We start from the raw sequence: 13,161 nt of genomic DNA, 5'->3' as shown, positions 1-13,161 counted from the left end.
GAAGATAGAGTGTTAAATCCTACATCTAGAGGTTGTTTGAGTACAGTATGTCCCCAAAAAGAAAATAAAAACGCCCCCAGAAAGGAGGCGTAATTAGATTTGTTGACCCTAGTGTAATTGTTTACCCTAGCTGCGATGAAAGTTAACCGACTAAATCCGCTTCTTCCATTGCTTCTTGAGCAGCATCACTCACTTTAGACGTGTCGCCAAACCCTCTCAGCCCTACAACGTGCACGTGCTCGTGATCTTTAAATACCTTACGAACCAATTTGTAAGTTGTGCCTTTTTCTGGGCTGATGTTTTCTGGTGCTGCAATAAGCAATTGCATACCCAGACGATCACAAAGCTCAAACAGTGTTGAGATCGATTTCGCGTCAAGACGGGCGGCTTCATCTAAGAATAGAAGACGGCAAGGCACAATATCTTTGCTGCGTAAGCGTCGAGATTCTTCTTCCCAGCTTTGCACCACCATTAGCAGTATGGACTGACCCGTACCAATGGCTTCACCCGTAGAAAGCGCCCCCGATTCGGCTTGCAGCCAACCATCCGAACCACGATTGACTTCAACACTCAACTCTAAGTAGTTTCGGTAATCTAACAGTTCTTCTCCCAGCACTTGTGGTGAACGCTGCCCCATATCAATATGCGGGTTCACACGCTGGAACAATTTAGCCATCGCTTCCGAAAACGTAAAGCGTGTACTTTCAAACAGATCTTTATGCTGCTCTTGCTGCGTGCTCAAACCATTGAGCAAAACTTCGTGGCTTTCACGAATGTTCACATTCAAGCGAACGCCTTTTACCTGACCAAAGTATATGTTCGACAATCCTTGGTTAAGCATGCGAATTCGGTTTTGCTCTCGCTGAATCGTTTTCTTGATGATTGCCGCGACCGATTCGGAACTGATCGCTAAGCGATTTTCACGCTGAGTCAGTTCTTCGGTAAGGCGAGCCAATTCGACTTCCATCTCTTCAATGGCTTCAACCGGATCATCTGTGTGAATAATATCCTGACGAATACGCTCACGAAGGTGCTGGTACACCGAGATGTAGAAGAGCACCTTTTTCTCAGGACGAGCATTATCTTCGGATGAACGCAACGCATCACGTAGGTCTTCGTTGTCGGCAACAGCCAGACGTAAAGCACCCAGTGATTTATCCGACATGGAACGCAATTCGTCTGCCGACATGTAAGCCAATTCACGGCGGTGCAAACGACGTTCAACGTCATTTTCTCTCGCAAGGCGAAGAACCGAACACCATCCTGCTTTTGCCGCAACCACAAAGGTACGAAGTTCAATGTATTCTTTCTGAACTTTCTTTAGGTGCTTCGCTAAAGATTTCATTTCCAGCTCAGATGATGTAATAATTCGCTCAAATTCACTCTTGCGATTACGTGATGCGTGTAACCGTTCTTGCAACTCATCGCGACGATTACGTGCACGCTCTTCCGCACCCGCATCCGCGTTAACACCAAACTCCTGCAATTCAATTCGGAACTCTTGCATGGTTTCCGCTTTCGCTTGGTGTGAACTCTTGAGAGAAGCAAGCACTTGATTGTATTGGCTAAGTTGTTGCTGAGATTGTTTCGATACTTCACGATGACGCGTACGCGCTCGTTCCGCTGCCACTAACTTGGACTTCAACTGTTCACTCAGTTCACTGCTCTTATTCAGTAATTCAACCGAGTCGGAGTAGCTAAAGTGATGACGACGTTCGACCAAATCCGCCAAGGCAAACAGGGTGACCTTAAGAACCTGAAGTTCGCTATCAGCCGCTTCATATTCTGCTTGCAAAGCATCAAATTGCTCTGGGTCAGCTTCTAGAGCAGACGAGACTTTTTCTAATTGCGCAATGGCTTTCCCATGAAGACTCTGGAAGTGTTTTGCTTCGCTTAGGTTAGCGAGTTTCTCTTCCAGATCTTGGTGGCGCTCCAATAAGGTTTCATCTTCGACCACACCCATCATTGGCGCAAGCTTATCAAGAAGTGACAATGCCTTTTTAGACGCTGCAAGCTGGCTATGCTGCTGCTGTTCGCGGTTTTCCAATTCAGAAAGCTGACGAGCCAATTGATTGCGTTTCTCACGCGCAACCTGAAGCGCTTGTTCTGGATCCGCTTCAAAAGCCACACCGATATGTTTCGCGACAAACTCATTGAACGCTTGGTACAGACGTTGAAGCTTTTGCGAATCAAATGACGCTTTCGCATGATGTTCTACTACTTCATCACGCTCTGCCCGCAACAACGCTAAACGCTGTTCACGCGCTGCACGTCCAAACAACGGAATGTCTGGGAAACGAGAGTAACGCATTTGACGATCGTTAAGCTGAACGCAAACCGCGCCTTCGAGTTCATCTGCGTTGAATGAACTGTCGTCAAAGGCATCCACGTCCCCTTCGATGATGTACAAATCTTCTGGGCAATCGTCTAGCTCGATGAGCTTTTCTTTAATGCCAGACAAATCAGAAACAACAATAGCATGACGTGCAGGTCCGTACATCGCACTAAAATACGGCGCATCATCTATCGTAATATCGTCGTAAATTTCAGAAAGCAGCACACCGCCTAACGTATCAGCCAGCCCTTTTAGACGAGGATCGTTCGAACCACCCGGCGATGCTAGGCGTTCGATTTCATTATCCAATTGAGTACGTCGCTCACCCAGCTTATCTTTGGCTATCGATTGAGCTTTCTCACGCTCTAGAACTTGCTGCATTTCAGACATTACTGCCTGGCTATCGTACAAATCGCCTTCCGATTGTTCTTTTAGCTTTTCTAGTGCATCGTGGGCAGCAATCCAAGTCGGCGCAATGCCCTCATATCTTTTGATTTCAGCGTCGGTATCTTGCTGGTGACGACGAAGTTCACTGCGCTGCTCACGCAGCACTTCTTTGTCATGCTCTACCGATTCAATCGTTGCACTGTGACGCTCGCGTTCTTGCTCAAGCGTTAATTCATCGATCAAGTCAACACTGTGTTGCTTCTGGTATTCCGTCACACTTTGCTGTGCAATACGCTGCTGAGTTAGGCTTCTTTCTAGGTCGCGGTATTGTGCTTGCCACTGTGATTCATTTTGCAGCAGTTGTTGATTTTCGCGTGCTTTTTGCAGGCTGGCTTTTGCGACAGCGGAGGCTTGGGTGCGCTCTACTTCGCCCGCAATGCTCTTAATTAGCGCATACGCCTGTTCAAACTGTTCAGCCGCTGCCGAAGACATGTCCAATTTGTGTTTTATCGACAGCAACGCGGTTGTTTTATCTTGCTCCGATTGTTTCAACTCACTCAGTAATGTCGCCGCATTATCAGAGGTGAGGCCATCGAAGCCCGCAAGTTCTTTTGCTTTCTCCAATGCCTTGACGGCTTGTTGATACTGCAATGCTCGGGTTTGCTGAACATCTAACGCTTGCTGATAATCCGCAAGCTGTGTTTTCAGGCTGTCCACTTCCTCTTCAGAAATGTGTGCCTGCTCTTCTGCTTCCACTAAACGTTCTTGAGCGTCTTCAACCACCATGCTTTGTTCTTCAAGGCGCTCGCTCAGCTCTTCGAGATCTTCTTGGTAGCGTTCGATTTTTTCTTGTTGTCGGAGGGCATTTTGGACCAACTGCAAGTGATCAGACGCCGCTTGATGGTCTTGCTCCAATCCCCCTTCTTGCTCAACCAGCAGTTCAAGCTCTTCTTGTACGCGGTTTAGCAAATGGTTTTGTTCGATTAGCTGAGAACGTGACCCAAACAACTCTGAACGCAAAGACATCGTCGCCTCTAGCTTGTTACGACGTTCATTGGCGTGACGCATGTAATCCGCCGCCACGTAATTGGTCGACTCAGTGATTAGGTGTTTGAATAAATCGCGATCGGCTTGCGTCGTTTTGATCGCTTCTAGCGTCATGCGGTTTTCACGCAGGGCCGATTCCATATCTTGGAACGCTTTTTTTACGCCACCATTTTGTGGCAATAGGTAATCGCGTAATGATCGTGTGATAGCACTGGATATTCCGCCGTACAACGAGGCTTCAATCAATCGGTAAAACTTGGAACGGTCGCTGCTGTTGCGAAGTTTCTTCGGCAACACCCCGAATTCAAACATCTGAGAATGGTATTCGGCAACAGAAGAAAACGCTTTGAAGTGAACACCTTCGTGTTGAAGTGCGTTTTCTTTCACTTCGTTGATTTGGCGAACACGAGCGTGTTTCTCCGATACACTTTCAATCAGCACATCGGTTGGTTTGACGTGACTGGGTAAACCTTGAATAATAAACGGCTTGATGTCTACTTTTTTGTCTCGCCCAGCCACTTGCTGCAGTTTTACCGCAAACAATAAACGCTGATTACGTGAATTCACCACGTCAAGAACGGCGTAGCAGGCACCAGGTTGCAATTTACCATATAGCCCCTTATCACGTGAGGCTTGAGAGCTGCCTGCTTCTGTCGTATTACGGAAATGCAGCAAGCTTTGGTCAGGAATTAATGCCGTTATGAACGCGGCCATTGTGGTCGATTTACCCGCACCGTTACCACCAGAAAGTGTCGTAACCAAACCATCGATATCAAAAGTACGTGCGAAAAAGCCGTTCCAGTTGATCATGGTTAGTGATTGATATTTACCTCTTTCAATCATGCTTCACCCTCTATTTCTTGTTCTTCTTCCGACTCTTCTTCTAGCAAGCTGGCTTGGCTAGGTTCTTGTTGGTGCACAACCGCTTCACCATCTCGGATTAAGCGCAGTTGCGCTTCGCGCATATCATCGCCAATACGTACGTCCGCACCAAAGCGAAATACCGCTTCACTGATACGAAACTTACCGCTTTCACCAATGTGAATAATCATTCCGAGCCGACGCAAACGTCTTAATGATGTGCGTACCTTATCAAACAGCTTTTCGCGATCGAGATCAGAGCCCGTCGCACGGTTGGTGACCAGCTTCATGAGTTTTTTCTCATCCGCTAGCGAGATCATCTCGTCGTACAGCTCTTGGTTAGTAAAAATGCCTTCGTGAGCCAGCCGTTCAGGGCTGAGATACAGGAAGCACAACACTTTACCCACCAGCATATCCAGCTCGGAAAGAACACTTCTACCAATCAAGGAGGTAGAGCGCGGACGAAGGTAGAAAAAGCCTTCCGGCGCTTTCACTAATTCGGTGTTATAACGTTGGTAAAATTGGGCAAGTTCAGTCTCGAAATCACTCAGCAATGCGTGGTTGTCCATGTCTTCAGAGGAGATATGGCGCCCGGATCGAAGTGCACTATCCAGTGCGGGAAACAGCGGATTGGAAATCGCTTTTGCCAGTTTCTCTGGCATATATTCTTCAGTATTTGTCAATGACATTTGCTTGTACCTTCGCGCCAAAATCGTTGATCGCCTGCCAATCAGGTTGAATCGCCTGATAGTCAGATTCGGAGTAACCTAAGCGCACCGCTTGGTCGACAACAATTCTAGCTAAATCAAAATGATGTGCTTGTGGATGTGCCGAAAGATAGTCACGGAGAACCACCCCCAAATCGATGGAAGCACCTCGTTCTTTATGAGCACTGAGCATCTCACTTATTCGCTCTGACAATTCGTCGTTTACTTGCTCAAACTCTTCGTATTCGACATCCATTGGTACCTGCCCCATGACTTCATCATCACGCAGAACCAAAGCTTCATCACGCATGTCACGTAACCTTGCGGCATCGGCATACGTCAGCAACCATGGTGCGTCGAAGTAGTCTTTAACAGACTGTCTCAATCGCTGACTGAAGGCGCGGTTTTTGTCCATATCAATAGCAGTACGAATGAACTTATGGACATGGCGATCATAACCAATCCATAGATCGATGGTCTGTTGACCCCAGCTCACTATGCGGTCGAGCTTCATTTGCAACCCATAGAGTGCTTCTTCGACGAATTGCAATTCGCTTTGCCCGTAGACTAACCCTTGGATATCTAGGATCTGAGTTTGCATTTCATCGCCAGCGGCTTGCAGCGTGTCTTGCAGCTCTTTCAGGGTATCGGATGTTTCACTGAGCAGCGCTTCACAGCTGTTGATGGCGTCACGCCAATCTTGGTTCAATAACTCTGCTATTTGGTCTTTTACCAATTGCTGCTGCTCGTCCATAACGCGTTGATTGAGATCGATTTGATCAAAAATCTCACCGACTGAGTATTTTAAAACACCATAGACATTTTTTTGCCAGTGTCCTGGTGTGCCGCCTTCGTTCGCCGCTGCGATCGCTTTTTCCATTTCACCTGCCACCATGGACAGCTGAATGGACAGTCGTAACTTTGAAAACTGTCGGTGGCGCACATAGTAATCGGTAATACCGATTGCTAAAGGAGACAAACGATAAATACTTGCACCGTCTGTAATTTCACTGGTAAATCGGCTTAATAGCTTCTGTTTCACCATTTCATTGATGGCGTTATTCGCCCGAAATGCAGAAGCCTCCCCCGTTTCTTCAAACAAGCGGGTGACAATAGAGAACGCATCGTGCAACTCTCCCTCACCCAACTCTTCATCAAATCTCTCGTTACTTAAAACGGCTAACGCAATCAGAAAAGCCAGACGTTCAGTAGACAAGTTCAATGAGAAATCGTGTTGTTTTACCCAGCTAACCAATTCATCGATTGGTTGCTCTACAACATCTTGAGTTACATTACTCATTGTTCATCCTGTTTATTGTTCCTTTCTTTTCGCCCATACATGAATGTAGCGCCCTAAAGAAAGGTAAGGCTCCTGACGACACAGTTGTCTTTCAAGTGCCAATACATCTTCAAATTGATAATCGCCCATGTACTCCATATTACCTATGTAGTCGTGGAAGGAGCGAATACCCGATTTTCCACAAATTTCGAATCCAGCTTCCTCTATCCATTGATAGACGTCTTCCGGCTTCAAGCCTTTTTGAGGCTGAAGTTTAAAGCGTTTCCTATGCGGCATTCCTTCTAAAATGTGTGGAATATTGCCGCATATCACGTTTTTCAGTACTAAGCCGTGGTGGTTGTAGAACATGATAGAGCCGATGCCGCCCGGTTTTATTTGCTCTAGTACCGTTTCCAGCGCAGATTTGGGATGAGCTAACCACTCCATCACTGCGTGGAAAAGCACCATATCAACTTTCTCATTGAGGTGCTGTCCAATTTCTTGAACTGGAGAGTGAACTAGCTGATATTGGGAAAGCAAACCGTGTTTTTCAATGTCTGCTTTTGCCAGTTTAAGCATTTCAGAAGATAGATCACAGAGTGTGACATTGTGTCCGCGTTGAGCAATTTTTTGCGACATTTGCCCAAGCCCTCCGCCTGCATCCAAGATTTTTAACTGGCAACATTCATCCTTTAGCTCACTTAATGCTACAATTAAATCTTCCCAAACAATGGTTTGACGTATATCACCTTTCTCGGATCCGTAAATATTTTTTGCGAATTTGTGGGCAATATCGTCGAAATTACGATCTTCTGTCACTGTGGCTTAGGTTATTATATCTATTCGTGCCGCTTATTCTGTCACAGGATAAGAAGTAATAAAGGCTTGTTAGCCTTTTTCATAATCAAGTGATGATTTTTCGGACTATTTAAGTATGTTTGAGCTGAAAAAAGTGTTTTCTGCGCTGCTAATGCCGCTCCCAGGCTTTTTAATCATTGGAGTGGTGGGGTTAATGTTGGTCATGTTTACCTTAAAAAGAGGAACTGGCTGCTTTTTGATTTTCATGTCCTTCACTGGCATTTTCCTTTCTTCTTTCCAACCGGTTGCCAGCGGATTATTAATGCCTATGGAGCGTCAACACAAAGGTTTTCTTCCTGTAGAAGGCACCATTGACTATGTGATGGTTTTGGGAAGCAGTCATGTGGTTGATGATGACATCCCACCGACATCAGAATTAAGTAGAACCGCATTAATGCGATTATCCGAAGGTATTCGTATTCTAAGAATGTATCCCGGAGCAAAATTGATTTTGTCTGGCTACGCGGGTGGCTCTGAGATAAGTAACGCACGAATGATGGCAAAAGTAGCACTTGCATTGGGCGTTGCAAAACCCGACATCATTCTTTTGGAAACAGCAAAAGACACGTGGGAAGAAGCGAGACAAGCATCTGTTTTTGTTAATAATAAAAAATTAGTGCTTGTCACATCCGCAAGCCATATGACACGCGCATTACGTGAGTTTCATGATGCAGGAATCGAACCCGTTCCAGCCCCGACGAACTTTTTGGCTTCCAATGCCATTATGCAACCATGGAATAAATACCGACCTCAAGCTAAATACTTAGAGTGGACGGAAACCTACTGGCATGAACGCTTAGGGCTTTGGTGGCAAACACTCCGTGACTTCGCAACAAACTCTAACGCACAACTGAATGACGCTTCTTAAATTGTTAAATTAGCCTGAAATATCGAGTTATAAACGAAAAACCGAGGATACTCTCCTCGGTTTTTTTGTGTTCTATCCTTATAATCGCTTATTGTTGAACCTCAACATCAATCACCAACCATCAGTCACCAGCAAACATGTAGCCCTCACCGTAAACCGTGACAAAAATTTGTGGATTTTTCGGATCAAACTCCATTTTGGCTCTCATTCTACGAATCAAAACATCAATGGTTCTATCACTAGGTGCGTCAACACGGTGACTAATCATGTTTAATATCCGTTCCCGGCTAAGCACTTTGTTTGGATGCGAAGATAAAGCCACAAGCAATTCATATTCAGCTTTGGTCAGTTTAACTGGCTCACCGTTTCGGCTGAGTGCACGACGTTGGATATCAAACATCCATTCCCCAAAACAAAGCCGTTGCCCTGATTTTTCTTTTCTGTCCTCTTTCGCTGAAGCATCAAGGACTGTAGACATTCTCCACAACAAATTTTTTACTCTGACCAGCAGCTCTCTAAGCTCAAAAGGCTTTATCACGTAATCATCAGCCCCCATTTCAAGACCGACAATTTTATCAATTCTGTCCGTATGTCCTGTGACGAGGATAATCCCTATATCAGATTGACTCCGCAGCTCTCGAGTCAACATCAGCCCGTCTTCGCCTGGTAAGTTAATATCCAGCAAGACTAAATCGACAGATTTATTTTCTAAAATTGCGCGCATTTGCCCACTGCTTTTAGCTTCGCTAACCTGATAACCTTCGCTCTGGAAATATTCTACCAATTCGCTTCGGGTAACCACATCATCTTCTACGACTAATATGTGATAGCTCATCTAAACCACTTTCTTTTGTATTTATAAGGATATATTGAGTATTTGTTCGACTTCTATCTGAATAAAAAGACAAACTTGCCACGGTTTATTGGCGACTCTTCATATTCTATTTACAAAAAGTTACATTTCTAGCAAATTTGCTAAAAGGAAGGTGATTTCCTGAATTTTATTGATTCAAAGCAACCTATTCGTGCCTTATTCACTCGTCGTTTCATTGCTTGCGATAAGCCCTGCAAGAGCCGTTGCTGTCTAAAGACACACATTTATGGCTTGGCTTCCTTCATCGAATAAAAGACAACTTCCGGCTCTATGCTGCTTGGTCACAATTGTTCATGAGCGTTATAACTGTATATCGCCAATATATTTCTAACGAGTAGCGCAATTTTCTAACGAGTAGCGCAATCTCGTGAGAGGACCTGACCTTATTAAGTCTTCAAACTTGTCCTAAATATTTTGTAGATTAGAATCAAGTATGAAACTTAAACCTTAGTAAATATAAGGATTCATCATAAATGTGACACTTGGTATAAATTTTTACGATTCATTCCATTGTCACTTGCGACATTTAAGACTAAGATCGTGATCGCAAACGATAGAATATAAAACGCTGAATTTTATTAGCTAAGCCGCTGTATTAATAGCGGTTTTTTTATTTTCAGTCGATTTTAATAACACAATGAAAATCCGCTATGCTGAAAGTTTAGCTTCTTGCCACTCAGCTTGGCTCTATAGGATATTTGTTTTATGGCCACTATTAAAGATGTCGCACGACTTGCCGGAGTATCAACTACAACGGTTTCTCATGTTATAAATAAAACACGCTTTGTTGCTGAAACTACACAAGAAAAAGTAAAAAAAGCAGTTGAAGAGCTGAATTATGCACCAAGTGCTGTTGCACGCAGTTTGAAATGTAACACGACTCGCACCATTGGTATGTTAGTGACTCAGTCTTCCAATCCATTCTTTGCTGAAGTCGTCGATGGCGTAGAAAGCTACTGTTATCGTCAAGGTTACACACTGATTTTATGTAACACGGGTGGAATTTACGAAAAGCAACGGGATTATATTCGTATGCTGGCTGAAAAGCGCGTGGATGGCATCCTAGTGATGTGCTCAGATTTAACGGAAGATCTTCGTGGAATGCTTGATGCCCACGCATCCATCCCAAAAGTGATAATGGATTGGGGACCAGAAAGTTCCCAAGCAGATAAGATCATTGATAACTCTGAGGAGGGCGGGTATCTCGCAACAAAATACCTTATAGACAATGGTCATACGGATATTGCATGCCTTACCGGCCACGAAGACAAAGTTGCTTGTATTGAACGCGTTATTGGCTACAAGCGAGCACTTAACGAGTTCGGCATTGAATTTAGACCTGAACGTATACTCGTCGGTAATTTCGAGTGTGACACTGCTGTCCTAGCTGCAGATAAAATCCTCGCCATGGAAAATAGACCGACAGCAATATTCTGCTTTAATGATCTCATGGCGCTAGGTGTCATTAGTCGTCTTCAAGAGAATGGGGTTCGCGTTCCAGATGATATTTCAATCATTGGTTATGACAATATTGAGTTATCGGGATACTTCTCTCCCCCACTCACGACCGTTCACCAACCTAAGCGTCGTGTTGGCAAAACAGCGTTTGAAATTCTTCTTCAAAGAATCAAAGATAAAGAACACGACAAACGAATCTTCGAGATGCATCCTGAGATCGTTGAACGCAGTTCTGTTAAAAAATTGAATTAAATTAGTTACACCTTAATAAAGCCTGACTATATGTCAGGCTTTTTGCTATAAATTGCAAATAAGAGACAGTATTTATATATTCACATTTATTTTTTGAATAAATATCACGTATAGGGTATTTTGATGTGATACTTGTTCCGATTTTTCTCTATGATCTTATTGTCACGCACAGGGCAAACCATTTGAAAAAGTGGGACGCAAAGCTTCCGGCCTAAATGGATTTATTGGAAATCAACATGGTAGCGGGGTTGCCGATGGCAAATATGCATACTTCTTTTCCAGAGTTAACCAAACTCTGACATCTGACTGCATCACTTTGCTATTTTTTCTCGGACCTGAACTTAGTAGTGGCATAACTTCTTTAGCCGAGACAGTACAGCATGGATAAACCAATACTTAAAAACTCATTAAAGCTATTTGAACCATTAGGAACGATAAAATCTCGTTCAATGTTTGGTGGTTTTGGCGTTTTCGCTGATGACACCATGTTCGCCCTAGTCGTTCAAAATACTTTACACATCAGAGCTGACTCAAAAAGTGCTCAAAAGTTCGAACAACAAGGTTTAAAGCCTTATGTGTATAAGAAGCGTGGGTTTCCAGTTGTTACCAAGTATTTTGCTCTCCCAGAAACCAGTTGGGATAATACCAGTGACATCATAGAGAAGGCTTCTATAGCGCTTAAAGTTGCAAGAACAGAGAAACAAAAGCAAGCCGAAACCAAACCAACGCGTTTGAAAGATTTGCCGAATTTACGTTTGGGTACAGAAAGAATGCTCAAAAAAGCGGGGATTTCTTCCGTTCAGGAGTTGCAAAACTTCGGTTCTGTAGAAGCCTTTAAAGCCATCAAGCAGACTCATTCCAGCGATGTTGGCTTAGAGCTATTATGGGCTCTAGAGGGTGCAATTAATGGCACTCACTGGTCCGTTATCCCTCAGGATAGACGTGATGAGTTAATGAAACACTTAAGTTAGTTAAACCTACATGCTAAAAAAAAGCCTCCTTTGGAGGCTTTTTTATTGCTGAAATTCACAGTTATCTATTCCACATGGATCATTATGGATTACTTACTGTCATAATTAAAAATCCATCATCTATTGGACGAGCTATGAAGTTGTACTCTACTGCGCTCCCTACAGAAGCTCATATAGTATGTGAATTGCTAAAAGCACAGGGAATCGATGTTGAAGTTCGGGGGGAAGGGCTGTTTGGCTTACAAGGTGAGCTTCCATTTGGTTCAGATACCGAACCTTATATTTGGTTAAACAACGAATTTCAGTTCGACAGAGCCAAGAAGATTGTAGACTCATATACAAATCAAGCCGCTAACCCGACCAAACCGAACTGGTGTTGTCCGGAATGCGACGAATGGATAGAAGCTCAATTTGGGGCATGTTGGAATTGTGGATATCACCTCAACGAGCATGTTGACGAATAAACCCTATGGATTTCTCGTTAAAAATGTCCGGCTTTTCTACGTTACACACATGACCACAATCTGGGATTTCAATCAATGCACTTCGCTTATGTATTCTCACCATTTCTTTAACTGGCCGGAGAAACATGTAATCTCTGTCACCCATCAAATATAGCGTTGGGATCGGAATTTCTTTTTCACGAAAATATTTCATCAAAGGGTTAACATCCGCTGCCAACGTGTACCAACGTTTGAATTCTTTTTGACACAGTTTTTTAGCTTCCCTAACGAATAAATGTCGGGATTCTTTTTGGTTCTTCTGTGGCATCACTATGTAGGCAAACAAGCTGTATAACCACATGTAAGGAATGACGTGTTTGCTCCAATCCCCAACTTTAACCAACACTTGTGAACGAATATCAAATCGCGTTACCGCCCCACCTAACACCATTGTCGTTACCCTATCTGACGCTATCTCTGCAAGATTTCGTACAATGATGGTTCCTAAAGACATGCCAACAAAGTGTGCAGACTGAATTTTCAAGTGATCCAATACTTGCAAGATATCTTGGCAGATATCTTTAAATGTATAGCCCTTCTTCTTAAGGAGCTCTTGAATAACATTGTTCGATCGCCCATGACCTCTTAGATCAATGAGCAATAAGTTAAAATGCTGTTTGTAGGCTTTGATTTGCTTAAACCAAATCGAAGAGCTTCCACCAGCACCATGAACAAAGACCACCCACTCACTACTGGTGGGATGACTATAAATCTTGTGAAATAACAAAGGGTTCGACATCGCTTAATAAATATTAGGAATC

At 43.8% G+C, this 13,161-nt stretch carries 9 protein-coding genes, 1 pseudogene and 1 riboswitch; of the genes and pseudogenes, 4 read left to right on the top strand and 6 right to left on the bottom strand.

Annotation, left to right across the window (positions count from 1 at the left end):
• Positions 1 to 142: 142 nt before the first annotated feature.
• The 4 genes from mukB to cmoM are packed head-to-tail and all read right to left on the bottom strand — an operon-like array spanning position 143 to position 7,435.
• Positions 143 to 4,612 (bottom strand): chromosome partition protein MukB, encoded by a 4,470-nt coding sequence (gene mukB, locus HC752_RS15145; protein WP_190336012.1) that lies wholly within the window; start codon positions 4,610 to 4,612, stop codon positions 143 to 145.
• Positions 4,609 to 5,319, bottom strand: a complete 711-nt coding sequence (gene mukE / locus HC752_RS15140) for a chromosome partition protein MukE (protein ID WP_190336011.1) — start codon at positions 5,317 to 5,319, stop codon at positions 4,609 to 4,611. Before mukE ends, mukB begins: the two co-directional genes overlap by 4 nt.
• The gene (gene mukF / locus HC752_RS15135) at positions 5,300 to 6,637 is read right to left on the bottom strand and encodes a chromosome partition protein MukF (RefSeq protein ID WP_190336010.1); all 1,338 of its coding nucleotides are present in this window, start codon (positions 6,635 to 6,637) and stop codon (positions 5,300 to 5,302) included. Before mukF ends, mukE begins: the two co-directional genes overlap by 20 nt.
• A gap of 12 nt (positions 6,638 to 6,649) precedes the next feature.
• Positions 6,650 to 7,435 carry a tRNA uridine 5-oxyacetic acid(34) methyltransferase CmoM gene (cmoM, locus tag HC752_RS15130; RefSeq protein ID WP_190336009.1) on the bottom strand — a complete coding sequence of 262 codons (786 nt, stop codon included), beginning with the start codon at positions 7,433 to 7,435 and terminating at the stop codon, positions 6,650 to 6,652.
• Positions 7,436 to 7,451: 16 nt separating this feature from the next.
• Here cmoM and elyC point away from each other — a divergent pair.
• Positions 7,452 to 8,342: pseudogene (elyC, locus tag HC752_RS15125) on the top strand (envelope biogenesis factor ElyC).
• Positions 8,343 to 8,463: 121 nt separating this feature from the next.
• Here elyC and torR read toward each other — a convergent pair.
• Complete coding sequence (torR, locus tag HC752_RS15120; protein ID WP_190336007.1) at positions 8,464 to 9,177, bottom strand: two-component system response regulator TorR; 714 nt, start codon at positions 9,175 to 9,177, stop codon at positions 8,464 to 8,466.
• Positions 9,178 to 9,921: 744 nt separating this feature from the next.
• Here torR and purR point away from each other — a divergent pair.
• The 3 genes from purR (at position 9,922) to HC752_RS15105 (ending at position 12,361) form a co-directional block, all read left to right on the top strand.
• Positions 9,922 to 10,926, top strand: a complete 1,005-nt coding sequence (gene purR / locus HC752_RS15115; RefSeq protein WP_190336006.1) for an HTH-type transcriptional repressor PurR — start codon at positions 9,922 to 9,924, stop codon at positions 10,924 to 10,926.
• 162 nt (positions 10,927 to 11,088) lie between these two features.
• A riboswitch (cyclic di-GMP riboswitch) is annotated at positions 11,089 to 11,182 on the top strand.
• 124 nt (positions 11,183 to 11,306) lie between these two features.
• Positions 11,307 to 11,897, top strand: coding sequence for a TfoX/Sxy family DNA transformation protein (locus HC752_RS15110; RefSeq protein WP_190336005.1), 591 nt, complete (start codon positions 11,307 to 11,309; stop codon positions 11,895 to 11,897).
• A gap of 134 nt (positions 11,898 to 12,031) precedes the next feature.
• A complete protein-coding gene (locus HC752_RS15105) occupies positions 12,032 to 12,361 on the top strand; it encodes a putative signal transducing protein (RefSeq protein WP_190336004.1) in 330 nt (109 codons plus the stop codon).
• Here HC752_RS15105 and HC752_RS15100 read toward each other — a convergent pair.
• A complete protein-coding gene (locus HC752_RS15100) occupies positions 12,339 to 13,139 on the bottom strand; it encodes an alpha/beta fold hydrolase (RefSeq protein WP_190336003.1) in 801 nt (266 codons plus the stop codon). The genes HC752_RS15105 and HC752_RS15100 overlap by 23 nt on opposite strands.
• Positions 13,140 to 13,161 lie beyond the last annotated feature (22 nt).

The organism is Vibrio sp. S9_S30 (genome assembly GCF_014694455.1).
Taxonomy (GTDB): domain Bacteria; phylum Pseudomonadota; class Gammaproteobacteria; order Enterobacterales; family Vibrionaceae; genus Vibrio.
The sequence above is the reverse complement of the archived record's forward strand: the minus strand, read 5'-3'. Positions and strand labels throughout refer to the sequence as shown.

Coding starts and splice junctions, on each gene's coding strand:
- mukB (WP_190336012.1), bottom strand. CDS start 4,612: ATGATTGAAAGAGGTAAATATCAATCACTAACCATGATCAACTGGAAC.
- mukE (WP_190336011.1), bottom strand. CDS start 5,319: ATGTCATTGACAAATACTGAAGAATATATGCCAGAGAAACTGGCAAAA.
- mukF (WP_190336010.1), bottom strand. CDS start 6,637: ATGAGTAATGTAACTCAAGATGTTGTAGAGCAACCAATCGATGAATTG.
- torR (WP_190336007.1), bottom strand. CDS start 9,177: ATGAGCTATCACATATTAGTCGTAGAAGATGATGTGGTTACCCGAAGC.
- purR (WP_190336006.1), top strand. CDS start 9,922: ATGGCCACTATTAAAGATGTCGCACGACTTGCCGGAGTATCAACTACA.
- HC752_RS15110 (WP_190336005.1), top strand. CDS start 11,307: ATGGATAAACCAATACTTAAAAACTCATTAAAGCTATTTGAACCATTA.
- HC752_RS15105 (WP_190336004.1), top strand. CDS start 12,032: ATGAAGTTGTACTCTACTGCGCTCCCTACAGAAGCTCATATAGTATGT.
- HC752_RS15100 (WP_190336003.1), bottom strand. CDS start 13,139: ATGTCGAACCCTTTGTTATTTCACAAGATTTATAGTCATCCCACCAGT.